At 66.3% G+C, this 25,871-nt stretch carries 27 protein-coding genes; 10 read left to right on the top strand and 17 right to left on the bottom strand.

From position 1 onward, the window contains the following. The first annotated feature begins 66 nt into the window (after positions 1–66). Positions 67–2,082: a TonB-dependent receptor family protein gene (locus tag AC3WS4_RS18230; RefSeq protein ID WP_492737164.1), complete on the top strand. Its 2,016-nt coding sequence runs from the start codon at positions 67–69 to the stop codon at positions 2,080–2,082. A 21-nt stretch (positions 2,083–2,103) separates the two neighbouring features. Here AC3WS4_RS18230 and AC3WS4_RS18225 read toward each other — a convergent pair whose 3' ends face one another. Continuing rightward, the gene (locus tag AC3WS4_RS18225) at positions 2,104–2,979 is read right to left on the bottom strand and encodes a sterol desaturase family protein (protein WP_492737162.1); all 876 of its coding nucleotides are present in this window, start codon (positions 2,977–2,979) and stop codon (positions 2,104–2,106) included. 76 nt (positions 2,980–3,055) lie between these two features. On the opposite strand from AC3WS4_RS18225, the gene AC3WS4_RS18220 reads away from it, so the two are divergent. Both AC3WS4_RS18220 and phhA read left to right on the top strand, forming a co-directional pair. Further along, positions 3,056–3,709 carry a Crp/Fnr family transcriptional regulator gene (locus AC3WS4_RS18220; RefSeq protein ID WP_492742915.1) on the top strand — a complete coding sequence of 218 codons (654 nt, stop codon included), beginning with the start codon at positions 3,056–3,058 and terminating at the stop codon, positions 3,707–3,709. Between the two features lie 25 nt (positions 3,710–3,734). Then, positions 3,735–4,607 carry a phenylalanine 4-monooxygenase gene (gene phhA / locus AC3WS4_RS18215; protein WP_492737158.1) on the top strand — a complete coding sequence of 291 codons (873 nt, stop codon included), beginning with the start codon at positions 3,735–3,737 and terminating at the stop codon, positions 4,605–4,607. A gap of 3 nt (positions 4,608–4,610) precedes the next feature. Here the strand turns inward: phhA and AC3WS4_RS18210 are convergent, their stop codons facing one another. The 6 genes from AC3WS4_RS18210 to AC3WS4_RS18185 form a co-directional block, all read right to left on the bottom strand. Further along, complete coding sequence (locus tag AC3WS4_RS18210) at positions 4,611–5,414, bottom strand: hypothetical protein (protein ID WP_492737156.1); 804 nt, start codon at positions 5,412–5,414, stop codon at positions 4,611–4,613. A gap of 64 nt (positions 5,415–5,478) precedes the next feature. Continuing rightward, the gene (locus AC3WS4_RS18205) at positions 5,479–6,450 is read right to left on the bottom strand and encodes a 50S ribosomal protein L11 methyltransferase (RefSeq protein WP_492737154.1); all 972 of its coding nucleotides are present in this window, start codon (positions 6,448–6,450) and stop codon (positions 5,479–5,481) included. Next, positions 6,447–7,343, bottom strand: a complete 897-nt coding sequence (bla, locus tag AC3WS4_RS18200) for a subclass B3 metallo-beta-lactamase (protein WP_492737152.1) — start codon at positions 7,341–7,343, stop codon at positions 6,447–6,449. The genes AC3WS4_RS18205 and bla overlap by 4 nt, the downstream gene beginning before the upstream one ends. Beyond that, complete coding sequence (locus AC3WS4_RS18195) at positions 7,333–8,025, bottom strand: SDR family NAD(P)-dependent oxidoreductase (RefSeq protein ID WP_492737150.1); 693 nt, start codon at positions 8,023–8,025, stop codon at positions 7,333–7,335. The genes bla and AC3WS4_RS18195 overlap by 11 nt, the downstream gene beginning before the upstream one ends. Positions 8,026–8,080: 55 nt before the next feature. Beyond that, complete coding sequence (locus AC3WS4_RS18190) at positions 8,081–9,433, bottom strand: methyl-accepting chemotaxis protein (protein ID WP_056345803.1); 1,353 nt, start codon at positions 9,431–9,433, stop codon at positions 8,081–8,083. Positions 9,434–9,563: 130 nt separating this feature from the next. Continuing rightward, complete coding sequence (locus tag AC3WS4_RS18185; RefSeq protein WP_187141175.1) at positions 9,564–10,031, bottom strand: Lrp/AsnC family transcriptional regulator; 468 nt, start codon at positions 10,029–10,031, stop codon at positions 9,564–9,566. A gap of 161 nt (positions 10,032–10,192) precedes the next feature. Between AC3WS4_RS18185 and ald the strand changes: the two genes are divergently transcribed. From ald to AC3WS4_RS18155, 6 genes are all read left to right on the top strand, one after another. After that, on the top strand, positions 10,193–11,308 hold the full coding sequence (gene ald / locus AC3WS4_RS18180; protein ID WP_492737147.1) for an alanine dehydrogenase: 1,116 nt from the start codon (positions 10,193–10,195) through the stop codon (positions 11,306–11,308). A gap of 21 nt (positions 11,309–11,329) precedes the next feature. Further along, complete coding sequence (locus tag AC3WS4_RS18175; RefSeq protein ID WP_492737145.1) at positions 11,330–11,578, top strand: hypothetical protein; 249 nt, start codon at positions 11,330–11,332, stop codon at positions 11,576–11,578. A 399-nt stretch (positions 11,579–11,977) separates the two neighbouring features. After that, entirely contained in the window at positions 11,978–12,421 is a 444-nt protein-coding gene (gene sdhC / locus AC3WS4_RS18170) for a succinate dehydrogenase, cytochrome b556 subunit (RefSeq protein ID WP_492737143.1), read from the top strand. Then, on the top strand, positions 12,421–12,825 hold the full coding sequence (gene sdhD, locus AC3WS4_RS18165; protein ID WP_056345814.1) for a succinate dehydrogenase, hydrophobic membrane anchor protein: 405 nt from the start codon (positions 12,421–12,423) through the stop codon (positions 12,823–12,825). Before sdhC ends, sdhD begins: the two co-directional genes overlap by 1 nt. A 1-nt stretch (position 12,826) precedes the next feature. Beyond that, positions 12,827–14,629: a succinate dehydrogenase flavoprotein subunit gene (gene sdhA, locus AC3WS4_RS18160; RefSeq protein WP_056345816.1), complete on the top strand. Its 1,803-nt coding sequence runs from the start codon at positions 12,827–12,829 to the stop codon at positions 14,627–14,629. A 176-nt stretch (positions 14,630–14,805) separates the two neighbouring features. Continuing rightward, positions 14,806–15,294 (top strand): hypothetical protein, encoded by a 489-nt coding sequence (locus AC3WS4_RS18155; RefSeq protein WP_492742912.1) that lies wholly within the window; start codon positions 14,806–14,808, stop codon positions 15,292–15,294. A gap of 71 nt (positions 15,295–15,365) precedes the next feature. Here the strand turns inward: AC3WS4_RS18155 and AC3WS4_RS18150 are convergent, their stop codons facing one another. The 5 genes from AC3WS4_RS18150 to leuC form a co-directional block, all read right to left on the bottom strand. Continuing rightward, positions 15,366–15,659, bottom strand: a complete 294-nt coding sequence (locus tag AC3WS4_RS18150; protein ID WP_056345822.1) for a hypothetical protein — start codon at positions 15,657–15,659, stop codon at positions 15,366–15,368. A gap of 101 nt (positions 15,660–15,760) precedes the next feature. After that, positions 15,761–15,970: a DUF167 family protein gene (locus tag AC3WS4_RS18145; protein WP_187141227.1), complete on the bottom strand. Its 210-nt coding sequence runs from the start codon at positions 15,968–15,970 to the stop codon at positions 15,761–15,763. Between the two features lie 65 nt (positions 15,971–16,035). Beyond that, complete coding sequence (locus AC3WS4_RS18140; protein WP_492738063.1) at positions 16,036–17,031, bottom strand: NADPH:quinone oxidoreductase family protein; 996 nt, start codon at positions 17,029–17,031, stop codon at positions 16,036–16,038. A gap of 22 nt (positions 17,032–17,053) precedes the next feature. Beyond that, positions 17,054–17,644 (bottom strand): 3-isopropylmalate dehydratase small subunit, encoded by a 591-nt coding sequence (gene leuD / locus AC3WS4_RS18135; protein WP_492737138.1) that lies wholly within the window; start codon positions 17,642–17,644, stop codon positions 17,054–17,056. Further along, positions 17,641–19,071, bottom strand: a complete 1,431-nt coding sequence (gene leuC / locus AC3WS4_RS18130; RefSeq protein WP_492737136.1) for a 3-isopropylmalate dehydratase large subunit — start codon at positions 19,069–19,071, stop codon at positions 17,641–17,643. The genes leuD and leuC overlap by 4 nt, the downstream gene beginning before the upstream one ends. A 206-nt stretch (positions 19,072–19,277) precedes the next feature. On the opposite strand from leuC, the gene AC3WS4_RS18125 reads away from it, so the two are divergent. Next, positions 19,278–19,796: a sterol desaturase family protein gene (locus AC3WS4_RS18125; protein ID WP_492737134.1), complete on the top strand. Its 519-nt coding sequence runs from the start codon at positions 19,278–19,280 to the stop codon at positions 19,794–19,796. On the opposite strand, the gene AC3WS4_RS18120 is transcribed toward AC3WS4_RS18125, so the two are convergent. The 5 genes from AC3WS4_RS18120 to AC3WS4_RS18100 form a co-directional block, all read right to left on the bottom strand. Then, on the bottom strand, positions 19,793–20,479 hold the full coding sequence (locus tag AC3WS4_RS18120) for a glutathione S-transferase family protein (protein ID WP_492737132.1): 687 nt from the start codon (positions 20,477–20,479) through the stop codon (positions 19,793–19,795). The two genes, AC3WS4_RS18125 and AC3WS4_RS18120, sit on opposite strands and share 4 nt — an antisense overlap. Before the next feature lie 15 nt (positions 20,480–20,494). Next, positions 20,495–21,568 carry an acyltransferase family protein gene (locus tag AC3WS4_RS18115; RefSeq protein ID WP_492737130.1) on the bottom strand — a complete coding sequence of 358 codons (1,074 nt, stop codon included), beginning with the start codon at positions 21,566–21,568 and terminating at the stop codon, positions 20,495–20,497. Positions 21,569–21,700: 132 nt separating this feature from the next. Further along, entirely contained in the window at positions 21,701–22,693 is a 993-nt protein-coding gene (locus tag AC3WS4_RS18110) for an NAD-dependent epimerase/dehydratase family protein (protein WP_492737128.1), read from the bottom strand. A 1-nt stretch (position 22,694) separates the two neighbouring features. Continuing rightward, the gene (locus AC3WS4_RS18105; protein WP_492737126.1) at positions 22,695–24,482 is read right to left on the bottom strand and encodes a B12-binding domain-containing radical SAM protein; all 1,788 of its coding nucleotides are present in this window, start codon (positions 24,480–24,482) and stop codon (positions 22,695–22,697) included. A gap of 66 nt (positions 24,483–24,548) precedes the next feature. Continuing rightward, the gene (locus AC3WS4_RS18100) at positions 24,549–25,829 is read right to left on the bottom strand and encodes a serine hydrolase domain-containing protein (protein WP_492737124.1); all 1,281 of its coding nucleotides are present in this window, start codon (positions 25,827–25,829) and stop codon (positions 24,549–24,551) included. Between the last annotated feature and the right edge of the window lie 42 nt (positions 25,830–25,871).

The following is a 25,871-nucleotide window of genomic DNA, read 5'->3' as shown; positions in this document are numbered from 1 at the left end:
CTGAATTGCCGTCCGCGCATCCCGCGCGGCGCGGCGCGTGCCTGTATCCCAAGCGAAGGAAATTTCATGAACAGCCGTACCCATCGGGCGGCGCCGTTGCTGGCGCTCGTCCTCTCGCTCGTCCCCGCCGCCAGCCATGCCGAAGAGGCGGGCGAAGACCAGACGATCATCGTCACCGCGCCCGAACTGACCGACGATGCCGAAGCACGCGCCGCGCGCACCCCCGGCGGCGTCGACGTCGTCACGCATCGGGACTATGCGGACAAATCGATCATGTCGCTGCGCGACACGCTCGCCTTCTCGCCGGGCGTCTATCTCCAGCCGCGTTACGGGCAGGAGGTACGGATTTCGATCCGCGGCTCGGGGCTGTCGCGCGGCTTCCACATGCGCGGGCTGACGCTGCTGCAGGACGGGGTGCCGATCAACCTCGCCGACGACAATGGCGATTTCCAGGAACTCGAACCGATCTTCTTCGACCATCTCGAGGTCTATCGCGGCGCCAACGCGCTGCGCTTCGGCTCGGGCACGCTCGGCGGCGCGGTCAATGGCGTGACCCCGACCGGGCGCACCGCCGAAGGGATTTACCTGCGCGGCGATGTCGGCAGCTTCGACAGCGTGCGCGGGCTCGTCTCGGCGGGCGTCGCCAGCGAGCGCGTTGACGCATGGGGCGCGATCAGCGCCGACACCTCGGATGGCGACCGCGACCATGCAAAGCGGCGCAGTCTGCGCTTTCAGGGCAATGTCGGGTTGAAACTGAGCCGCGTCGTGAGCACGCGCTTCTATGCCAGCATCAACAATATCAACCAGCAACTCCCCGGCGCGCTGACGAAGGCCGAGGCGCTGACCACCCCGGGCAAGGCGAATGCGGGCGCCGTCGCGGGCGATCAGGGCCGCGATATCGACTCGCTGCGGCTCCAGAACCGCACCAGCCTAGATTTCGGCGCGGTGAAGCTCGACGTCGGCGGCTTCGTCAACGCCAAGTCGCTGCATCACCCGATCTTCCAGCTCATCGACCAGAAATCGACCGATATCGGCAGCTTTGCGCGGCTCGACTATGCGACGGGGCCGGTCGAGGTCACCCTCGGCGGCGAAATCCGGCGTGGCCGCACCGATGCCCGCCAGTTCGTCAACAATGGCGGCCGGCGCGGTGCGCTGACCTTCGACGCCGACCAGAAGGCACAGACCGCAACCCTCTATGGCGAGCTGCGCGTGCGGCCGGTGGAGGCGCTGACGCTTGTCGCGGGCGGCGTCTATGCCGACGGCTGGCGCGCGCGGCGGGTTGATTTTTCGGCGACCGCCGCGACCGACGGGCGGATCGACTTCGACGCCTTCTCGCCGAAACTCGGCCTGCTCTTCGAACCCGCCGACCACATCCAGGTCTTCGCCAACTACAGTCGCTCGGCCGAATTCCCGGGCTTCGGCGAGGTTTTCCAGACGGTCGGATCCCCGCCGACAAGCGCCGTCGTGTCCGACATCCGCCCGCAACGCGCCTGGACCGCGGAAGTCGGCACGCGCGGCACGATCGGTTTCGCGGCATGGGACATCGCCGCCTACCGCGCGACGCTGACGGGCGAAATGCTGCAGTTCGCGACCGGCAGCGATATCCCCGCCGCGACCTTCAACGCTGACCGCACGCTGCATCAGGGGATCGAGGCGTCGCTCGAACTCAACCCCGCACCATGGCTGCGGCTGCGGCAAATATACAATTACAGCGATTTCCGTTTTCGGGGCGACAGCCAGTTCAGGAACAATCGCCTGCCGGTGGTGCCGAACCATGTCTATCGCGCCGAACTGCGGATCGGCACCGATGCGCTGCACATCGCGCCGAACCTCGAATGGGTTCCCGACGGCCCCTTCGCCGATTACCGCAACCTGGTGCGCACGCCCGGCTATGCGCTGCTCGGCTTCACCGGCGGCGCGCGCGTGGCCGAGGGCATCGACGCCTTTGTCGACGTCCGCAATGTCACCGGCAAAAAGGCGATCGGCGACATCAGCGCGGCGATCGTCGTCACCCCGACCTCGGCGATCTATTATCCCGTCGAACGGCGCGCCGTGTCGGCGGGCATCCGCGCGCGCTTCTGACACGCCGCTTGGTACCTCCGGTCAGCCCGCCGCGACCTGCGGAATGGCTGACCGGGGCACCGCGCCCGGGATATCGGCGTCCATATCCTTGTTCTCGGGAAAGATCGGCCACAGCAGTTGCTGGCCCAGCGTCGCCGGGGGCAGGTTTTCGACGCCATAGCTGACGGGATAGCTGCGGGTGATCTTGGCGGTGCCGAACAGCACGTCCCAGAAGAACAGCAAATTGCCGAAATTTCCCTTATAATGGACCGCGCCGTCGCTGAGGTGGCGGCCGTGGTGGGCGTGATGCGTCGCCGGAGTGCTGATGACGCGCTCGACGACCCACATTAGCGGCGACAGCGCCTTGATCCGGTACAGCGGCCTGTCCCACGCGAAATCGCTGTGCGCGCCGATGATCACGGCCATCTTGACGACCAGATAGCCGGCATAGAACCAGCCGAGTCCAAGATAGACCAGAATCCCCGCGAACCAGATACTCGGCATCATCGCATAATAGAGGATGTTGTTCCGATAGACGAGCCGGACGCTCATATAGCGCGCATTATGGTGGGCGCGATGGAGGTTGTAGAGCCAGGAAAAGCCGTGGCTCGCACGGTGCCACCAATATTGCATCATATCCTCGAATACGAGGAACAGCGCGAGCGCGGCGAGGAAGGGAATGCCCGCCAGCGCATTGGCGTACTGTGGGACCAGCGCCTGGCCGATCGCACCGACCGTGAACAGGATCAGCGGCTGCGTCACCACCAGCAGCATCAGGGTGCTGACGACTTCGAGGATGCCGTCGTGGCGCGTCTGTTCGTCCTTGGCGAACAATCGGGTGCAGGCGAGTTCGAGCAGCGCGAAGCTCAGATAGATCGCCATCACGACCAGACTCGATTGGGCGCTTGTCAGCTGCATGTCGCGGCACTCCCATGGCCATCGGCAAGTCGTTGCTTGCCATGGCGCCGACCTTGCCACAGTGTCGCGACCCGGAATGCAAAGAACTTATCATTTTGCGATGGCCGAGCGATCGACCCTGTCGCCGCACGAGCTGGTTCAGCTGATCGCAAGTGCGCGCGTGCGCGATTTTGCCGACGGCCAGTTCGTCCAGCATCAAGGCGATCCGGGCGACGCCTTTTGGGCGGTCGTCGACGGACATGTGACGATCGGCCGCTTTGCCGAGGACGGTGGTTTCACCCATTTCGGGGTGATGGGGCGCGGCGACATGTTCGGCGAACTGGCCTTTTTTACCGGTGTGCCGCGACAGGTCGACGCGCTCGCCAGCGGCAGCGCGCGGCTCGTCGCGGTCGACCGGCCGTTGCTGCGGCAATTGATGGCCGCCGACGTCGGCTGGGCCGAGCTGCTGCTGCGCAGTCTGTCGCGGCAGCTAGCGTCGACGCTCGACATCATCGATTCCGAACGGCGGCTGTCGACCCCCGATCGGTTGCTCGCGATGCTGCGTGCGATGGCGTCCGACAGCGCCGGCGGCGATCGGATCACCGCGACCCAGCAGCAGCTCGCCGACCTGCTCGGCGTGTCGCGCGTGACGTTGGGCGCGGCGCTGCGTATATTGGCGGGCGCCGGGCAGGTCGAACGCGGCTATGGCCATATCCGCCTGCTGCGGCTCGACGGAGACGGTTTCATTTGAAACCTTTTCATGCTAGGCGTGTCCCATGAAAGACGGCTTCACCCACGTCCATGAAACCCCGCCGCCCGGCGCTGCGGCCGACTGGACGATCGCTCAGAACTGGGACGCCTTCACCGCCGACGAACATGCGATGTGGGACCGCCTCTTCGCGCGCCAGTCGGCGATGCTGCCCGGCCGCGCGTCCGAAGCCTTTCTGCGCGGTATCGACGTGCTGCGGCTCGAAAAACCGGGCATCCCCGACTATCGCGAACTCAACGCGCGGCTGATGGCGGCGACGGGGTGGCGGGTCGTCGCGGTGCCAGGGCTCGTCCCCGACGAGGTGTTTTTCGACCATCTCGCCAACCGGCGCTTCCCCGCGGGCAATTTTATCCGCACCCCGCAGCAGCTCGACTATCTGGAGGAACCCGACGTCTTCCACGACGTCTTCGGCCATGTCCCGATGCTCGCCGACCCGATATTCGCCGACTATATGGTCGCTTATGGCGAGGGCGGGCTGCGCAGCCTGAAATTCGACGCGCTCAAACAGCTCGCGCGGCTTTACTGGTATACCGTCGAATTCGGGTTGATCCGCGAAGCGGGGGGCTTGCGCATCTATGGCGCCGGCATCGTGTCGAGCTATGCCGAAAGCGTCTTCGCGCTCGATTCGGACAGCCCGAACCGCATCGGCTTCGACCTCGCCCGCGTCATGCGCACCGACTACCGGATCGACGATTTCCAGCAGAATTATTTCGTCATCGACAGCCTCGACCAGCTGCTCGATACCACGGTGAACACCGACTTCGCGCCGCTCTATGCCGCCAATGACGCGCTGCCGCCGATCGCCATCGCCGACATATTGGTCGCGGACGATGTGATCACGCGCGGCACGCAGGACTATGCGCTCGCCAAGAGCGGCTGACTCTCAATCCCGGTCCTTGCGGACCTCCGATACCAGCCGACGGCGATGCTGAAAGGCTTCGCGGTCGGGCGGCAGGCTGTAAATGCCGCGCAGCAGCGCGGCGTCGTTGTCCGATAATTCGCGGCGCCCCGCCTCGCCGTCGAACAGTGCCATGATCGAATCCTCGGGTGGCGGCGGCCTGCTGCTCAATTCGGCGAGCGCGACCATCGCCGCATAGGACGCGACGGAGTCGAGCAGGGTCCCGTCGGCCTTTTCGGCATCGATGATCACCGTCGCCGACCGCAGCGCGCGCACGACCTGGGTGCTGACGATGCTGCTGTTATATTGCCGCACCACCCCGGACGCCGCGGGCATTCCGTCGCGGCTCTCGTCGCGGGTGCTGTACCACCAGCGGATCGCGCCATCGCCCTCGACCAGCCGTTCGCGGACGACGGGCGACAGCGCTGCGGCCTGTCGCGGTGATTTGGCGAAGATCGCGCGGGTCAGGCCCTCGCCATCGTCGGTGAAAATGACGGCGATGTTGGGGACGCACGCACCCGATGCGACGGGCGCGCCCGCCGATGCCGCGACCGCACGAATCCGCTTGTCGACGATCGCCGCGACCGCGTCATCGACCCCGACCGTGCGCGGACATATCGGCATGATCCACCGCGCGACCGGCTCGAGCCGGGCCACACCGGCGCGGCGCACAAATTCGGCGGCGCGTTTCCGTTCCTTGGCTGTGGTGATCGGGGTTCCCGTCACGACGATAGGGTCGGGATCGCTGCCGGCGGCGGCCAGCAGGGCGAGGGCGGCGATCAGGCTCATGGCAGGTCTCCCGGTAACGCGGTGCCAAGCCTAACAAATTACGCGGGGATTTCCAGTACGCGCCCTACCAGCTCCCGAAACTCGCGTCCGACGGGCTGGCGCGGTGAAAGGCGCGCTCCTTGCGCCGCCAACCGTAACGGCGGCGCTTGACCAGCAGCAGGCACGGCCATTCGGCGCTGCCGCCGCGCGCGGCGAGGCGAAACCCTTGCGCGCGATAGGCGGTCAGCACCGGTTCCATCTGCCGCGCGATCAGCCCGGCCAGGATCGCATGGCCGCCCGGCGCGGTGACGCTCGCGATATCGGGGGCGAGGGTGATCAGCGGCCCCGCGAGGATGTTCGCGATGACGAGGTCATAGGGCGCGCGATGCCTGATCGCGGGATGGTCGGTCCCGGGCGCGACCGCGACCGCCAGCCGCCCGCCGCCGCGGCCCAGCGGCACGCCGTTGATGCCGGCATTGTCTTTGGTGACGAAGATGCTCGCCGGATCGATGTCCGATGCGATCATCCGTGCGCGCGGCCACAGCGCCATGGCTGCAAAGGCGAGCAGGCCGGTGCCGGTGCCGATATCGGCGATGTTACGTGGCACGCCACCCTCCCGCGCCATCAGGTCGAGCATCGCGAGGCAACCCGCGGTGGTGTCGTGCCCGCCGGTGCCGAACGCCTGGCTCGCGTCGATCAGGAAGGATGTACTGCCCGGTGGCACGCGGTCGGCAAAGCTGCTGGTGTGGACGAAGAATCGTCCCGCCTGCACGGGCTCGAGTCCTTGTTGCGAGAGGGTGACCCAGTCCTCCTCGGGCAGTTCCTCGATCACCGGCTTCGCGCCTTTGGCGCTCGGCGCCAGCGACTGCAGCAATTCGACCAGCGCCGCATCGGGCCGCTCGTCCATATAGGCGTCGAGTTGCCACTGCCCGGCATCCTCGTCGATCTCGCGCGTCACCACGACGGGGGCATCGGGCCGTGTGTCGAGTTCGGGAATGTCGCCCGACAGCGCTTCGGCCTCGGCGCGGGTGCAGGGGAGCGAGACGATCCAGCTCATTTCGCCGCGGCTTCCTTCGCCAGCCGGTCGTCGAGCCGCTTCGCGGCGCCCTCGGCATAGGTCTTGCACGCACTCGCGTCGACCAGCGGCGCCGCGCCCGCGAGTCGATCGAAGAGGTTGCTCGCCGACGGATGCGGAGTGATCAGCAGGTCGCACGGCAACGTCGGCACCTTGGCAAAGGTCGCGCGCAGCATCGCGACATAGTCGGGGTGGTCCGAAAAGCGATAATCGTCCGCCGACACCGCCGACAGGCTGTCGACATAGGCGATCGTCCGGCACTCGCCGGCCTCGCACGCGCGCCAGGTCCAGCTCGTGCTGCCCGGCGTATGCCCCGGGGTCGCGTGGATCGTCAGCCCGATGTCGCCGATCGGCAGGCGCTCGCCATCCTTGAGTTCGCGCGATACCTTGACCCCGGCGAAGGGCGGGATCGCACCGCGCTGCGGGTCGATCGCCTCGGGCTCGCCGCTGGTCAGCGTCACCACCGCTTCGTGCCGCGCCAGCACCGCGGCGCCGGTCGCATCCTGCAGCGCCTTCAACCCGCCGACATGGTCGAGATGCTCGTGGCTCGAGAGCAGAGTGCGGACATTCTTCGGGTCGAAGCCGAGCGCGCGGATATTGGCGAGGATGCCCGGTGCGGCCTCCGCGGTCGCGCCGTCGATCAGCACCAGCCCGTCGGGGGTCGCGATCAGCAGCGCGGTAATGCCGCAGGTGCCGACATAGTAGGTGTTGCCGAAAATCTTCGCCGGCGGCGCGGCGTCGCTCCACCCGTCGCGTCCTTCGCACGCGGTCGCGAGCGCCTTGCCGGTCGGAGCGGGCGCGGCGGGGGCAGGGGTTCGCTGCGGCGTGCAGCCGGCGAGCGCCAGCGCGGCGAGGATGGCGATTCTAGCGGACATAGCTGGCTCCGTTCACGTCGAGCACCGCGCCGGTCATCGATGCGGGCGCGTCGATCGCGCACCAGCGCGCCATTTCGCCCACTTCCTCGGGCATCGCGACGCGGCCGAGCGGAATGTCGGCAAGCAATTGGTCGCCGCCGCGGCTCTCCAGATACTCCTCGGCCATGCCGGTCATCGTGAAGCCGGGACATATGGCGAAGGCGAGGATATTCTCCTTCGCATAAGCGCGCGCGATCGTTTTTGTCATCGCGACCATGCCCGCCTTCGACGCGGCATAATGCCAGTGCGCCGGGCTGTCGCCACGATGCGCGGCGCGGCTCGCGATATTGACGATGCGGCCCTCGGACTTCCGCTGCTGCCAGTGCAGCACCGCCAAACGGCAGAATAAGGCGCTCGCGGTCAGGTTGATCTGCTGCGTGCGGTTCCAGTTGGCGAGCCAGCCGGCGTCGTCCGAGTCGATCGGGTTCGCCTCGAACACCCCGGCGTTGTTGATCAGCACGTCGATGCGGCCATCGAGCTCTGCAAGCGCGCGGTTCCAGATGCGCCCTGGCACGTCGGGGTCGGCGAGGTCGCCGTCGGCGCTCGACAGCGCGACGACCTTGGCCGTGTCGGAAACCAGCGCTTCGGCGATCGCGGCGCCGATGCCGCGGCTCGCGCCGCTGATCAAGATATGGGTTTGCATGGCCCGCCCTTAAGCGGACCCCGTCACCTTGCCAAGCATGAGGGCGGCACGCCGGTCAGGCGACGCGGCGGCTGAACTCGCTCGCGGCCTGTTCGAGCGACTGCAGCCGCTCGCCCATCTTGGCGAATTCGTCGCTGAGCACGCTGATTTCGCCAGCGACCATGCCCGAATCGTTGCGGATGCTGGCGATCGTCGACGACATCGAATCGGCGGCGAGCGCGGTTTCGTCGACCGCGGCGGTGATCGAGGTGACCGTCTGCGCCTGCGCGTCCATCGCGTCGCGGATACGCTGCGCCGAATGCTGGACCTCGACGATCGTCGCCTGGATCGACTGGTTGGCGGCGACCGAACCCCTGGTCGCCTGCTGGATCGCCGTGATCTTGCCGGCGATATCGTCGGTCGCGCGCGCGGTTTCGTTGGCGAGGCTTTTCACCTCCTGCGCGACGACGGCAAAGCCGCGACCCGATTCGCCCGCGCGCGCCGCCTCGATCGTGGCGTTGAGCGCGAGCAAATTGGTCTGGCCCGCGATCTCGCGGATCAGGCCGAGGATCGATTCGATCGATTCGGCGTGGTGCGACAGCGCTTCGGACATGGCGACGGCTTCGCCCGCCTGTTCGGAGGCGCGGATCGCGACGTGCGAGCTGGCTTCGACCTCGCTGCGCGCATCCTCGATCGCGCGGATCAGCCCCGCGGCGGTCGAGGCGGCTTCGCGCATCGCGATCGCCGATTGTTCGGATGCCGCGGCGACTTCGCTCGTCTTGGCGATCATGCCCTTGGCGGCATGGTCGGCCGAGGCTGCCTGCCTGGCGAGTTCGCGGCGCACGCCGTCGGTTTCCTGGACCAGCGAGGCGATCGACTGGTCGAAATCGCCGGCCAGCGCCAATCGCTCGCCCGAAATGACCGCGCGGTTCAGCTTCTCGGCATAGGTTTCCATGATGTCGAATTCGAGCAGCGCGAGCCGGTTGATCGCCGCGCACAGCCGGGTCAGCCGCGCGGCATCGCCGGCGCAGGCCTCGACCACATAATGATAGGCCAGCCGCTGGCTCTCGCCGATGCACGACAGGACCGATGCCAGCGGCACCCCGACGCGCAGCGCCATATGGGTGTTCTGGCACGCGATCGTCGCCGCGGCCTGGCCGTCGGCATGGGCATATTTCTCGCGCATATGTTTCGCGCTGCCCGCGATATAGCTGGTCAGCAGGTCGCCCTCGACCTTGCGTTCGACGAGCGACAGGCCGTTGAAGGCATCCCAGTAAGCGCGCGCCATCTCGGGCTCGTGCCCGGTGACGATCGCCGCGATTTCGGCGCCATCGGCCGCCAGCTGGCCATCGAGATCATAGAAGGGGAAGCGATCCGACATCAGGATCGGATCAATCTGCTGCTTATGAATCGGATTTTCCTTCACCATGATCCTGCTTCCCTCACATCGTTCGTGGCGCGCGGCGCTGCCGTCCGCTGTCACCGGCGAAAATCATGACCGATCTATGTGGGGAAGGGGTAAATTCGGCGTTAACCAGCGCCGCGAAAAAAAATGCGCGTCAGCCCTCGCCGCGCACCGGATAGCCCTCGAACGCCTTGATCGTGCGCAGCGCGAAGGCACTGTGCATCGCGGCGACGCCGGGCAGCCGCGACAGGCAATGGCGGTGCAGCCGGTCGAAGTCGGCGACATTGCGCGCCGCGACGCGCAGCCGGTAATCCGATGCACCCGACAGCAATTGGCACTCCAGGATCTCGTCGAAGCTCTTCACCGCGCTCTCGAACGCGGTCAGCGCTTCCTCGCTCTGCGAGGTCAGGCTGATGTCGACGAAGACGTCGAGCCCGAGGCCGATCTTGTCGGGGTCGAGCCGCGCGGCATAGCCGGCGATGATCCCGTCACTCTCGAGCGCGCGGATGCGGCGGTGGCACGCCGACGCCGACAGGCCGACGCTTTCGCCGAGCTCGACCGCGGGACGCGGCCCCTGTCGCTGCAGCAGGTCGAGAAGCTTGCGGTCGATCCGATCCAACATGAAGCGCTCCAAGGCGATTTCGCGCACAATTTGTGCGCGCTTGTCGGGGAATGGACCATGATATGCAAGCACCTCGCGCGGCGAAGCTGCTATATCGGCGGCAGAGAGTCGTCGGCAACGCGAGACGCGATCGGCGGCCACCCGGTATTGGAGAGCGACGCATGATCATCGGCACCCCCAAGGAAATCAAGAATCACGAATATCGCGTCGGCCTGACCCCCGAAAGCGCGCGCGAGCTCCACGTCCACGGTCACCGCGTGCTCGTGCAGACCGGCGCCGGTGAAGGCATCGGCGCGCACGACCGCTATTATGTCGAGGCGGGTGCCGAGATCGTCCAGACCGCCGAGGAAATCTTCGCGACCTGCGACATGGTCGTGAAGGTCAAGGAGCCCCAGCCCGTCGAGCGCGCGATGCTGCGCCCCGGGCAGATTCTCTACACCTATCTCCATCTCGCCCCCGACCCCGACCAGACGCGCGACCTGATGGCGTCGGGCGCCGTCTGTATCGCCTATGAAACCGTCACCAGCCCGCACGGTGGCCTGCCGCTGTTGAAACCGATGAGCCAGGTCGCGGGGCGCATGTCGATCCAGGCCGGCGCGACCGCGCTCGAAAAGGCGCACGGCGGCCGCGGCGTGCTGCTCGGCGGCGTGCCGGGTGTGGCGCCGGGCAGGGTCTGCATCATCGGCGGCGGCGTCGTCGGCTTCAACGCGGCGCAGATGGCGGCGGGGCTCGGCGCCGACGTCACCATCCTCGATCGCGATCCCGAAGTGCTCGAACGCGTCGGCACCTTTTTCGAGGCGCGTGCCAAGACGCGCTTCTCGAATCGCGCCAACCTCGCCGAATGCGTCGCCGAGGCCGACCTTGTCATCGGCGCGGTGCTGATCCCCGGCGCCGAGGCGCCCAAGCTGGTCACCCGCGACATGCTCGGCACGATGCGCCCGGGTTCGGTGCTCGTCGACGTCGCGATCGACCAGGGCGGCTGCTTTGAAACCAGCCATGCGACGACCCACGCCGATCCGACCTATGTCGTCGACGGCATCGTCCATTATGCGGTCGCCAACATGCCCGGCGCGGTCGCGCGCACCAGCACCTATGCGCTCAACAACGTCACCCTGCCGCACGCGCTGCGCATCGCCGACCTGGGCTGGAAAGAGGCGCTGAAACGCGACGTGCATCTTGCGCAGGGACTCAACGTCTGGAATGGTAAGGTGACGTTCGAAGCCGTAGCCGAAGCGGTCGGGACGGACTATGTGCCTGTGGAGCAGGCACTGCTGTGAGAACAAGGACGTAAGACTGCCATGACTCCCCAGGAAGACCTCCCCGAAACTGGCACCGGCGAAGAAAGCGAAAATGAAGTGCTGCGCGCCGCCCGCGAACTTCAGGCGCAAAAGGAAGCCGCAGAGGCGACCGAAGCCGCCGACAAGGAAGCGACAGGAACCGGCAAGAAGGCCGGCTGGAAAACCGCCGCAGCGGCCGCCGGCATCGGCATCGGGTCGGCGGCGGTGCTCGCCGCGCTGCTCTACGCCAACCGCGGGAAGATCAAGTAAGGCGCCCGTCCGTTTGGCGGGGCTGAACAAGCTTCAGATATGACTTCTGCTGCCGGGTTGGGAGAGGGCCGTCTCCCATTCCCGTTCGTGTCGAGCGAAGTCGAGACACCCCGAGGCCGTGCGCTACTGATGGATGTCCCGACTTTGCTCGACACAAAGGGTGCTCAGGCGCGTTTTGCCTGACATGGCTCGATTCCGGTCAATCGTCGGAGCGGGCTGGCGATTGGATGAACATCGGCCCCTTTTTGCCCTTGCCGATCACCGTTTCTCCGGCTCTAACGGCGGCCGGGTCGCAAATATTCCCGCGCCGTGCAACAAAGGCTCCTAAGCAATTGCATATCGCGGCCATGGCGCTAAACCGGCGCCCATCGACCGATTAGAGTCAGAAACGGGGCTGATATGGCTGGCAACGAACCGAGCGGCAGGCCGCTCTCGCCGCATTTGCAGGTTTATAAATGGGGACCCGCGATGACGGTCTCGATCCTCCACCGCGCGAGCGGGGACGGGTTGGCGATCGTCGGCGCGAGCATGTTCCTCTGGTGGCTCTACGCCATCGCGGCGGGGCCCGAGGCCTATGCGGCGTTCGTCGCCTGCGTCTGGCACGACCCCAGCCCTGATGCCGGCATCTTCCACACGATCACCAACATCCTGGGCAAGGTCGTGCTGGTCGGACTGACCTGGGCCTTTTTCCAGCATATGTTTTCGGGCCTCCGCCACTTCGTCCTCGACGCCGGTGCGGGTTATGAACTCAAGACCAACAAGCTGTGGTCGACCGTGGTGATCGCTGCGGGCGTGTTCGCGACCGCCGCGACATGGCTCTATATATTGGGGAGCGCACTCTGATGGGCAACGGCACGCATCTCGGCAAGGTTCGCGGCCTCGGCTCGGCCCAGCATGGTTCGCACCACTGGCTGCAGGCGCGGTTGACCGCGCTCGGCAATCTGCTGCTCGTCGGCTTCCTCGTCGTCTCGCTCCTGCGCCTGAACCTCGGCGATTTCGCCGCGGTGCATCGCTGGGCGTCACAGCCGATGGTCGCGCTCGCGCTCATCCTGCTCGTGGTCAGCATCTTCGTCCATCTGCGCCTCGGGCTGCAGGTGCTGATCGAGGACTATGTCCACGGCGAAGCGACGCGTCTGCTCGCGCTCGTCGCGCTCAATTTCTACGCCATCGGCGGCGCCGCATTCGGGATCTTCACGATCGCCCGCATCGCACTGGCGCCCATGGCGCTCGGCCCGGGGGGCATGTGACATGACCGAAGCTTACAAGATCATCGACCATATCTATGACACCGTCGTCGTCGGCGCCGGCGGGTCGGGCCTGCGCGCCACGATGGGCAGCGCCGAGGCGGGACTCAAGACCGCCTGCATCACCAAGGTGTTCCCGACGCGCAGCCACACCGTCGCGGCGCAGGGCGGCATCGCCGCCAGCCTCGGCAACAATTCGCCCGACCACTGGACCTGGCACATGTACGACACCGTCAAGGGGTCCGACTGGCTGGGTGACCAGGACGCGATCGAATATATGGTTCGCGAAGCGCCGCAGGCGGTCTACGAACTCGAGCACGCCGGCGTGCCCTTCTCGCGCAACCAGGACGGCACCATCTACCAGCGCCCGTTCGGCGGCCATATGCAGAATATGGGCGAAGGCCCGCCGGTGCAACGCACCTGCGCCGCGGCCGACCGCACCGGCCATGCAATGCTCCACGCGCTCTATCAGCAGTCGCTGAAATATGACGCTGACTTCTTCGTCGAATATTTCGCGCTCGACCTGATCATGGAAGACGGCGTGTGCCGCGGCGTGATCGCGCTGTGCATGGAGGATGGCAGCATCCACCGCTTCCGCTCGCAGGCCGTCGTGCTCGCGACCGGCGGCTATGGCCGCGCCTATTTCACCGCGACCTCGGCGCACACCTGCACCGGCGACGGCGGCGGCATGGTGCTGCGCGCCGGCCTGCCATTGCAGGACATGGAATTTGTCCAGTTCCACCCGACCGGCATCTATGGCGCCGGCGTCCTGATCACCGAAGGCGCACGCGGCGAGGGCGGGTACCTCACCAACAGCGAAGGCGAGCGTTTCATGGAACGCTATGCCCCTTCCGCGAAGGACCTCGCGTCCCGCGACGTCGTGTCGCGTTCGATGGCGCTCGAAATCCGCGAAGGCCGCGGCGTCGGTCCGCACAAGGACCATATCTACCTGCACCTCGACCATATCGATCCCGCGGTGCTCGCCGAGCGCCTGCCCGGGATTACCGAGAGCGGCAAGATTTTCGCCGGCGTCGACCTGACGCGCCAGCCGCTGCCGGTCGTGCCGACGGTCCATTACAATATGGGCGGCATTCCCTGTAACTATCATGGCGAAGTCGTGACGCTGAAGGACGGCAATCCCGATACCGTCGTCCCCGGCCTGTTCGCGGTCGGCGAAGCGGCGTGCGTGTCGGTCCACGGCGCGAACCGCCTCGGCTCGAACAGCCTGATCGACCTTGTCGTGTTCGGCCGCGCCACCGGCCACCGGCTGCGCGACATCATCAAGCCCGGCGCCGCGCAGGCCGCGCTGCCCAAGGACAGCGCCGACCTCGCGCTCGGCCGTCTCGATCATTTCCGCAACGCCAATGGCGGCTCGCCGACCGCGGTTGTCCGCGACGAAATGCAGCGCGCGATGTCGATGCACGCCGCGGTGTTCCGCACCGACGAACTGATGGCCGAGGGCAAGGACAAGCTTGCCAAGACCTATCAGCGGATGAACGACATTGGCGTCACCGACCGCAGCCTGATCTGGAACACCGACCTCATCGAAACGCTCGAGCTCGACAATCTGATCAGCCAGGCGACGGTGACGATGCACTCGGCGTTCAACCGCAAGGAAAGCCGCGGCGCCCACGCGCACGAGGATTTCCCGAACCGCGACGATCCGAACTGGATGAAGCACAGCATCAGCTGGTTCGACGGCTGGGGCGGCAAGGGCGGCGGCGTCCGCCTCGATTACCGCCCGGTCCACGAATATACGCTCACCGACGACGCCGAATATATCAAGCCGAAGGCGCGGGTTTATTGATGTCACGGGTCGCAGGAGGCCTTTGGACCGCGGCTGTCCTGGCTTTCTGCTCCCTGCCAGCGCAGGCGCAGGATGAACCGTCGGCAGAGGCAGTCGTCGCGCGCACCAAGGCGCCGACGAGCGACTATTCGCTTTTCCTGTGGACGATATCCCGGCAGCAAGACCGGATATATTCCTTGTGGGCGGCCGAATTCCATCGCGGGTCGCTGCACCGCGTCGAATCGCCGCTCGACCGGATCGTTGCCGACTGCAAGGCGATGACCGGGCACCATCGCTCGCTGATTTCGGGAAAGACCTTGTCTGGCCGCGAAGCCGCCGAAACCGCGTGCGGGATCGACATGATGGGCGCTCCGGCGCTGGCCTATGACGGACGCCTGCCCAGCCCCTATGGCGATCTTGATGTCGTCGTGCTGACGAAGGGTGGCCTGTCGCGCCGCTATTGGGTCGATCCGGCGGGGATATTGATCCAGTCGGAATTTGTTGCCGCCGACGATAGGCCGGGCGAGCCGACGTTAAGAAACTGGGCAACCGGGGTCATCCGCGAATCGCCCGATGCCGCCATGTTTACGCCCGAATCGCTGGAGCGAAGCTTCGTCCCGCTTGAACGTCAGGTTGACATGACGCCAGAGCATTTTGCGCTGTTCGAAGCACCCGCATCGCGATGACCTGACGCGATCGGCATTTTGTACGCCCGATCGATTCTGAACGAACCGCGAAGGGAAATCCTGACCGGGCGTCAGCCCCCAAACCACCCATGGAAGAAATTAAGGTCGGAGAAGGGTTCGTCGACCGCCTGGCCCATGATCCAGAGCTTCTGGCACGCGATCAGGAAGAACATCAGCGCGATCGTCCACACGATGATCGTCTTGATCACCTGCCAGCGGTGCGCGTCGGCGATCGCTTTGGCGCGGGCTTTGTAGTCGATGCCCAGATCGCCTTCGAACTCGGCAACGAGCTGCGCACGGCGGGTGCGCGAAATATTCGCGATGCCCGCGGCGGTATCTTCCCCGATCGAACGGCGAGTCGCCATCTTCCCTGCCCTGTCTAACGCGCTCGAAGCGCTAGTATCACACCCTGCTCAATAGCCGGGAGCCACTGACAAAGCGTTAACCCGCAAAAAATCGATCGCGATCAGTCCGGCGCGATCCCGATCAGCTTGATCCGGGCGCTCGCGCCGCGCAGCAGCGAAAGGTTGCGCGGCGCGACGTCGAGCGCGGCGGCGAGCAGTCGCAGCACCGCCGCGTTCGCGGCGCCATCGGCGGGCGGCGCGGTGACGCGCAGGTGCACGGTGTCGTCCGCGATCGTCACCGTGTCGCGGCTCGCGCCGGGGGTGACGCGCACCGCAAGCCGTCCGCTCGCCGCCAGCGCACGCAGCGCTTCGGTCAGCGCCGGGTCGGGGCGATATTTCAGATGGTCACGACCAGCTTACCGACCGCGCTGCGGTCGCCGAGCTTGGCGATCGCCTGGCCGCCGTCGGCCAGCGCATAGGTGCCGGTGACGCGCGGCTGGATCTTGCCTTGCTCCCACAAAGCGAACAACCGCGCGATATTGCCGCGGTTGCGCACGGGTTCGCGTGCGACGAAGGCACCCCAGAAGACGCCGGCGACGTCGCAGCTCTTGAGCAGCGTCAGGTTGAGCGGCAGGCGCGGGATGCCTGCAGGGAAACCGACGACGAGATAGCGGCCTTCCCACGCGATCGAGCGCAGCGCGGGTTCGGCATAGTCGCCGCCGACCGCGTCATAGACGAGGTTCGCACCGTTCGGCCCCACGACCTCCTTGAACTTGTTCGCGAGCTCCTTCGACTGGTCCTTGTCGAACGGCTGGCGGCCATAGACGACGACTTCGTCGGCGCCGGCGGCCCGTGCGATCTCGGCCTTGTCCTCGCTCGACACCCCCGCGACGACGCGCGCGCCGAACGCCTTGCCCAGTTCCACCGCCGCGATGCCGACCCCGCCCGAGGCGCCGAGGACGAGCAAGGTGTCGCCTTCCTTGATATGCCCGCGATCGACCAGCGCGTGGATGCTGGTGCCATAGGTCATCAGCAGCGAGGCCCCTTCGGCGAAGTCATGCCCGTCGGGCAAATGATAGACATTATGCACCGAAACCGCGATCGCCTCGGCCATGCCGCCGTTACCGCAGCCCGCGATCACGCGGTCGCCGACCTTGAAGTCGGTCACGCCCTCGCCGACCTCGGCCACGAGTCCTGCGACCTCGCCGCCCGGCGCGAAGGGGCGTTCGGGCTTGAACTGATATTTGTCCTCGATGATCAGCACGTCGGGAAAGTTGACCGCGCAGGCCTTCACGTCGATCACGATCTGCCCGGCGCCGGCGGTCGGGCGCGGCAGTTCGCCGATGGCCAGCGTTTCGGGGCCGCCGGTGGCGGTCGACAAGAGAGCCTTCATCATCTTCTCCTCACAGGGGGTGTTACAGCGAAGGTTGCAGCCAGGGCCGGTCCTGCGCCAGTTTTTTCTCATAGTCGCCGATCGCGGCGTCGCTCTTTTCGGTGATCGAAATCTCGTCGAGCCCTTCGAGCAGGCACATCTTGCGGAACGGGTCGATCTCGAAGGCGAAGCGGTCCTGAAACATCGTCGTCACCGTCTGGTTTTCGAGGTCGACATGCACCGGATCGGTCAGCGCGACCTCCATCAGCCGGTCGATCGCCGCCTGCGGCAGCACCACCGGCAGGATCCCGTTCTTCACCGCATTGCCCGAGAAGATGTCCGAGTAAGACGGCGCGATCACGACGCGGATGCCTAGGTCGCCGAGTGCCCAGGCCGCATGCTCGCGGCTCGACCCGCAACCGAAATTGTCGCCCGCGATCAGGATCGGCGCGCCCTTATATTCGGCGCTGTCGAAAAGGTTGTCGGGGTCCTTGCGGATCGCCTCGAACGCGCCGCGGCCCATGCCCTCGCGCGTCGTGCCCTTCAGCCAGTGCGCGGGGATGATGACGTCGGTATCGACATTCTTCAGCCCGAACGGAATCGCGCGGCCATCGACCTCGTTCAGCGGGGTCATGCCATCAGTTCCCGCACATCGGTGAGCTTGCCGGTCACCGCCGCCGCCGCCGCCATCGCGGGGCTGACGAGGTGGGTGCGGCTGCCCGGACCCTGGCGGCCGACGAAATTGCGGTTGCTGGTACTGGCGCAGCGTTCGCCCGCGGGCACCTTGTCGGGGTTCATCGCGAGGCACGCCGAACAGCCGGGTTCGCGCCACTCGAGCCCCGCGTCGGTGAAGATGCGGTCGAGTCCCTCGGCCTCGGCCTGCGCCTTCACCAGCCCCGATCCGGGGACGACGATCGCCCATTTGACATTGTCGGCCTTTTTGCGGCCCTTGATGACCGCCGCGGCGGCGCGCATGTCCTCGATGCGGCTGTTGGTGCAGCTGCCGATGAAGATATTTTCCACCGGCACATCCTGCATCCGCGTGCCGGGTTCGAGGCCCATATAGGCGAGGGATTTGGCGGCGGCGGCCTGCTTCGACGGATCGGCGAAGCTCGCGGGGTCGGGGACGACCCCGGTGATCGGCACGACATCCTCGGGGCTGGTGCCCCAGGTCACGCTCGGCGCGATGTCGGCGGCGTCGATCACCACGACCTTGTCGTAGGTCGCTCCCGCATCGGTCGCGAGGCTCTTCCAATATTCGACCGCCGCGTCCCAGTCGGCGCCCTTCGGCGCATAGGGGCGGCCCTTCAGATAGTCGAAGGTCACCTCGTCGGGCGCGATGAGGCCCGCGCGCGCGCCGCCTTCGATCGCCATGTTGCTGACCGTCAGCCGGCCCTCGATGCTCAGCGCACGGATCGCGCTGCCGGTATATTCGATGACATGGCCGGTGCCGCCCGCGGCGCCGATGGTGCCGGTGATGTGGAGGATGATGTCCTTCGCGCTGATGCCCGGCCCGACCTCGCCCTCGACGCGCACTTCCATCGTTTTCGCCGGTTGCAGCAGCAGCGTCTGCGTCGCGAGCACATGCTCGACCTCGCTCGTCCCGATGCCGAATGCCAGCGCGCCGATGCCGCCGTGGCAGGCGGTGTGGCTGTCGCCGCAGACGATCGTCGTGCCGGGCAGCGAGAATCCCTGTTCGGGCCCTACGACATGGACGATGCCCTGCTCGGGTGCGGTCGCGTCGATATAGCGGATGCCATATTCGGGGGCGTTCTTTTCGAGCGCCGCGAGCTGCGCGGCGCTTTCGGCGTCGGCGATCGGCAGCTTGTTGCCCGCCGCATCGAGCCGTGCCGTCGTCGGCAGGTTGTGATCGGGTACCGCCAGCGTCAGGTCGGGGCGGCGCACCGTGCGCCCGCTCGCGCGAAGCCCGGCAAAGGCCTGCGGGCTGGTGACTTCATGGACGAGGTGACGGTCGATGAAGATCAGGGCGGTACCATCGGGGCGCTGTTCGACGACATGCGCGTCCCAGATTTTCTCATAGAGGGTGCGGGGCCGAGTCATGCGGTTCACTTAAGCCCCCCGGACAACAATGCAAGCGAGTGGCGATCCAAAACGCAATTTTCGGTCGTGCGCTCTGATTCTCCCTTCGTCACCCCGGACTTGATCCGGGGTCCCGCTTGTCCACGTCGCAAAGCGGGATGCCGGATCAAGTCCGGGGTGACGAGGAGATGATGGTGTGGCTGGCATAATCGGCCTATGATCGGGCCATGTCGCCGCTCGCCATCCTCATGCTCGTCCTCGCCACCGTCGTGGCGATGGAAGGCGTCGCCTGGGCCAGCCACAAATATATCATGCACGGTTTCGGCTGGGCCTGGCACCGCGACCATCATGAGCCGCACGACAAGCGGCTGGAAAAGAACGACCTGTTCGCGCTCTTCGGCGCCGCGCTGAGCATTTCGATGTTCGCGGCGGGCAGCCCGATGATCATGGGCGGCTCGGCATGGGAGCCGGGGACGTGGATCGGCCTCGGCGTGCTGTTCTATGGGATCATCTACACGCTGGTTCACGACGGCCTCGTCCACCAACGCTATTTCCGCTGGGTCCCGCGCCGCGGTTACGCCAAAAGGCTGGTGCAGGCGCACAAGCTCCACCACGCGACGATCGGCAAGGAAGGCGGCGTCAGCTTCGGCTTCGTCTTCGCGCGCGACCCTGCGAAGCTCAAGGCCGAACTGAAGGTGCAGCGCGAAGCCGGCATCGCGGTCGTCCGCGAGGCGCTGGCCGACTAGGCGGTGCGATAATCGGCGATGATCGACCCCGCCGCCGCCAGTTCGTCCTCATGGCTTTCCTCGCGCCAGCTTTCGGCGAGCGCCTGTTCTTCCCAGTCGCGCATCGCCGGATGCGCGAGGATATGGTCCACCCACGCCTGTCCGGCGCCGACGTCGAGGCCATAGGTGCGGATGCGGAAGGCGACCGGCGCGAAAAAGGCATCGACCGCCGAGAATGCCGCGCCGGCAAGCCATGGCCCGCCGAAGCGCGCGAGCCCCTGTTCGAACACTTCGCGGATGCGCGCGACATTGGCCCTCAGCGCTTCGGACATCGGCTTCGGGGTCACGCGCACCCCGACGTTCATCGTGCAATCGTTACGCAGCGCCGCAAAGCCGCTGTGCATTTCGGCCGCCGCGCACTGCGCCCAGGCGCGTGCATCGGGATCCGCCGGCCACACCGCGTCGTGCCGGTCGGCGAGATAGAGCGCGATGCCCAGCGAGTCGTAGATCGTCCGCCCCGCATGGAGCAGCGCCGGAACCTGTCCGGTCGGCGAAAAGCTGCGAAAGGCGTCGTAATTGACCGGCTGCGCGAAAGGCTCGATCCGGTCCTCGAAGACGATGCCGAGCCCCCGCATCAGCATCCACGGCCGCAGCGACCAGCTCGAATAGTTGCGGTTGGCGGTGATCAGGCAATAGTCGCTCATGTCGGGTTCCGTCGTTCAGTCGCCGGCGGCCGCGGTGCCCGCGGTCTGCCGTTCGGTCGGCGCGCGGCCGACCAGCCGGTTGCCCAGCTTATGCGCGAGCCGGTGGCTCGGGCGTTCGCACAGCAGGAAAAAGACATAGGTCATGACGCCGGTCACCACCAGATAGAGCAGCAGCGACACGACGCCATGGTCGCCGCCCTCGAACAGTCGCATCGCGACCGGATGGACAAGGTAGAGGCTGAAGGTGGCGCGGCCCATGCGGTCGAACGGGGCGGGACCCGACCGGTCGAGCATCCGCACCAGTTCGAAGCCGAGCCAGAAGGTCGCGAAGATCGCGAAGATGTTGAGGATGAAGGCCGAGGAGGTGAAGAGGCCGAAACCGAGCAACTGCGTCTTCGCGAGCTTGAAGACGACCGCCATCGCGAAGATGCCGACGCGCGTCACGTTGATCCACAGTGCCGAAAGCCGGCCGAAGCGATGCAGATTCTCCGCCAGCCAGCAACCCGCGAGCCAGCAGGGAAAGCCGACGAGGAAGGTGCCATAGCCGAGCGCGCGATAATTGCGGTTGTCGACGAAGACATCGGCGTAAAAATAATAGATCAGGATCGTGACGACGCACGAGATGGCGAGCGGGATATGCATCCGGCCGTTGAAGCGGACGAGCAACGGATAGAGGAAATAATAGATCAGCTCGCAGATCAGGCTCCACAGCACCGTCGCCTTCCAGCTCACCTCGGCGACCTTGCCGATATCGGGAAACACGAAGGCGATCATGAAGGCGATCGACGGCAGCACGATGCGGATCGACCGTTTGACGTAGAATTCGCCGGTGCTGAAGCTCTTCCCCTGGTGATAGGGGGCGTGGATGACGAAGCCCGAGATGATGAAGAACACGATGACCGCGGCGGGCCCGTTCCACAATATGTCCCATCCCGATGAAATCAGGCGATTATAACGCTCGGATTCAAAGATCTGGAAATTGGAATAATGGTGGCCGATCGCAACGACCGCGGCACAGATGAGGCGGATCGTGTCGAGACCATGGTAATAGTTGACGGCTTTGCGTTCATCGGCCTGCGACGCTGTCATCCCGCCCTAACTCCCGCCGCTTCTGCATGGCACAATGGACCGCGTTGCTAGCGAAGGAATCGCCGCAGCACCATCGAATTGCGAACAGCCGCGCTGCGCTTTTTCGGTCGTGCGGATTTGGGGTCCCACACGTCAGTTGGTGCAAAGATCGTCCGCGCGCCGGTGGCGGCGCTGTGCGACGATCGGCGACGTATAATGGGGATCATGGGCGAAGGGCAGCGGCGCCCCGTCGGCGAGCGCCGCCAGCACGCTGCCGAAATCGGTGCTCGCCCGCCAGCCCAGCCGCCGCTCGGCGCGCGACGGGTCGTAGACGCGGTCGATCCGCTCGGGCAGCACCCAGCCGCGCGCGGCATAAAGCGCTTCGGCTTGTGGATGGTGGCGCGCGATCACCGCGCGTGCATCGCGGGCGAGTTCCGCCGCTTCGTCGCGGGCGAAGGGCGGCGGCGCTGACAGGATGAAGGTGTCGCAGCCGATAGCGGGCGCACGTTCGAGCGCGACAAGATGCGCGGCGGCGGCATCCTCGACGGTCAGGCGGCGGTTGAGCAACTCGTTCGCCTTGAGGTTCAGGCCGCTTGGCACCGCGAGCGTGTCGTCGTCCTCGGGAAAGAAGCGCCCGGTGCGCAGGATCAGGGCCGCGATACCATGCTCGCGGTGGACCAGCCGGCATGCCTGTTCGGCGGCGAGCTTGGTGATGCCATAGATGTTGCGCGGCTCGAGCGGGCCGAAATCCTCGTCCATCCACCACGCGCCCGCCGCGCCGGCGCCGTCGCGCACATCGGCGCGCACCATCAGCGAAGTGGTCGACGTGAAGAGGAACCGGTCGTTGCCCGCCGCGACCGCGGCCTCGATCAGGTTCAGTGTGCCGCTGACGTTGACATCGACAAACGCCTGGCGCGGGTATCGCACGATATCGGGCTTGTGCAGCGCCCCGGCGTGAATGACCGCCTCGATGCCGTGGTCCGCGAAGATCCGGTCGACCAGCGCGCGGTCGGCGACGGTGCCGACGATCTGGGTGTCGTCGCCGGGGACGATGTCGAGGCCGACGACTTGATGCCCCGCGCCGCGCAGCATCGGCGCCAGATAGCGGCCAAGCCAGCCGGTCGATCCGGTGAGCAGGACGCGCATGTCAGGCGGCTTTGGCGCGCGCGTTGCGGCGTTGCGAATGATCGGTGGCGCGCGTGTCGGCGATCAGCGGCGAGGCACCGTCGCCGGTATCGGCGCTGATCGCGCGGTCGCGATAGGCGAAGCGGTCGGGGTCGGTGACGATCCGCCGCATCATCCGGTAAAGCCTCGCATAGGTGACCAGGCTGCCGCCGAGCGCGTGGACCAGGTGCGCGCCATAGCCGGTCCAGAAGGCAAAGACATTTTCGCGCGGCAGGCCGGGACGCCGCTGGGTCCGCCGCTTGATCCGCACATAACCCGATTCGAGCTTGGCGACGCCCTCCAGCCGCACCGCCTCGCGATAGGCGAGCAGGCGGTTGACCGTCGTCTTTTTCTTGTTCGAACCGAGCGCGGCCATGCGGCGCAATATGCGCTCCATATGATCCCAGCTGTAAAAGCTGCGGTGCGCGTCGCGATAGGCGCGCTCCCATTCCTCGTCGCTCATCGTCAGATGGTGGGTGACGCGGTGGTTGAGGTCATATTTGTTGAGATCGGGGTCCATCCACGCGCCGGTGTCGACCAGCCGGCGATGATCCTCGCTGCCCGGCAACGGGGTCAGGTAATTCAGATAGAGCGTGTCGACGGGAAGCTCTTCCTTGAGCATCTCGATATCGTGCATCACCGACGCATAGCTGTCGTTCGGGAAACCGATGATATAGCCGCAGGTGATCACCACCGGGTGGCGTTTCCACGCTAGGAACATCTCGCGATATTCCTCGACGCGGTTCTGGCGCTTCTTCGCGGCCTCCAGATTGTCGGGATTGATATTTTCCAGCCCGATGAAAATCTGGTCGGCGCCCGCGGCGACGCATTTGTCGATGAAGCCGTCGATCCGGTGCGCGAGGGTGTCGACCTGGATCGCCATGCGGACGCCCAGTCCTTCGTCCTGCAAGGCGATCAGCCGGTCGAGCAAAGGCTCCCAGTGACGATTGCGCGCGAAATTATCGTCGGTCAGAAAGAAGCGCGACACGCCCTGCGCGGCATTGGCGCGCACGATCGCCTCAAGGTCGTCGGGGGTGCGGAACCGGCTCTTGCGCCCCTGCACGTTGATGATCGTGCAGAAACTGCATTCGAACGGGCAGCCGCGGCCGAGGTCGAAGCTGGCGTAACGGTTGATGTTGCGGTCGACCTGCGCCTTGGGGAGGAGCGGCAGCGGCGCCCCCTCGAGATGCGGGGTCTTGCCGAGCCAGTTATAGACGGGCTTCATCGCACCGTTTGCGGCATCGACCAGCACCTCGTCGATCCGGCCCTCCTCGGCCTCGCCGGCGAAGAAGGAGACGCCGAGGTCCTGCGCCTCGACCAGTTCGGGCGGCATCGCCTTCAGCATCGACAGGCAGCCTGAGACATGGAAGCCGCCGATCGCGACCTGCACCCCGCCCGACCGGAAGTCGCGCGCGAGGTCGAGCGCGCGGGGGAACTGGTTCGACTGCACCCCGACCAGCCCGACAAACCCGCCCCCGGCGCGGCGGATCGAGCGGGCGATCTTCGCGGCGTCGACCTTGCTGTGGATCTCGTCGACCACCTCGATGCGCACCTCGCGGTCCGCGAGCACGCCGCGTGCCAGCGCATCCTCGATGATCCCGGTCAGGCAGGCGAGCGAGTTCGATGGGATGATCGACCGCCACCATTGCAGCGGATAGCCGTCGTCGTCGTAGCGCGTCGGCTTGACCAGCCAGATGTGAAAGGGGGGCCGCCTGGCATCGGTGCCGACGGCGGTGTGGCGTTGCGCGGTCAAGGATGATTCGGCGCCCAAGACCATAGTCCTAGCGCGGTGCCAGAGGCGCCGCCAGCCCTCGATTGCCCTGCCGGTTCGGGACGATTATCCCTTTGTTTCCTCGGCAATCGGGCGCGCTTTGGCCGCGGCGCCGCCCTGTTGGGGCAGTTCGCTGAGGTCGAGCCAGTTGGCGCCCGCGCGCTTGTGATAGCTGTCGATCGCCGCGAAGGGGATGCGGAAGGGGAAACCGAAATCGCTGTTCCACAGCGCGACGACGCCCGTGCGCGTCGCCGGTTCGAAGATCATCGTCGCGCGATAACCCGAGACCGCCCCCGAATGGCCCTCGAGCCGGTGGCCCTCATAGGTGAAGTTCCGCCAGCCGAGGCCATAGGACGCCTCGTTCGTGGCCTGACGCAGGGCGCCGCCATAGAGCCGCGCGGTGCCGACGCGCGGGCGATGGGCGATCTGCAACGTCGCGGCCGGCAGCACCTCGGGGCGGGCGCCCATCATCGCCTGCATCCATGTGGCGAAATCGACGATATCGCTCTCGACCCCCGCGGCGGCGGGAACGCGCCAATAGGCCTCCTTGACCGGCCGGACATGGCCGTTGCCATGCGGCCTCGCCCAATCCTTCGCGCCGGTCAGCCGCGCCATCCCGTAACCCGCGCTGACCATGCCGAGGGGCAGGAAAAAGCGGTCCTCGACCGCCTTGCCGAACGGCTTGTCCGCAGCGCGCCCCAATATCTCGCTCGCGGTATCGAAGGCGATGTTCTGATAGGTGTGGCAGGTGCCGGGTTCGCATTGCAGCGGCGCGGTGGCAAGGCTGGCGCGCAGCAACGCCGGGTCCTGCCCTTCCTCCAGTTTCTCGTCATAGGCGTTTTTGGTGAGGCCGGTGCGCTGCGCCAGCACATCGGCGAGCGTGATCCGCGCTTCGGCGCCGCCGGGCAGGCGCAGCGATGCGTGCGAAGCGCCGACCGGACGGTCCAGATCGATCCGGCCGTCGCGGGCCATCGCGGCGGCCATCGCGCCCGTCGCGGTCTTGGAAACCGAGGCCCAGCGGAACAGGGTCTGCAGCGTGGCCGGCGTGCCGGTAGACCGGTCGGCGACGCCATAGGCGCGCACGAAGCTCAGCTTGCCGTCTTCGACCACCGCCACTGCCAGCCCGGCCATTTCGGGGCGCTGCGCCAGGTCGGTCAATTGCTTGTCGAGCGCGCGATAGTCGATCCGCCCGCGCCATTCCGCCGGCGTGTCGGGTAGGTTCTCGGGGGCTGCCATCGGGATCGGGATGCTGGCAAGCGTGTGGCTGCCACCAGAGGCACCAAGGCCAAACCAGCCCGCCGAGCCGAGCACGGCGAGGGCTATCAGAACAAGGAAAAAGCGCTTCATGGACTCGTGACTGAATGGCGACCTTATATTTGGCTGTCGTCT

The sequence above is a fragment of the Sphingopyxis sp. EU05-FHT14B03 genome, from assembly GCF_058790875.1.
This window is presented reverse-complemented; position numbering and strand designations above follow the sequence as displayed.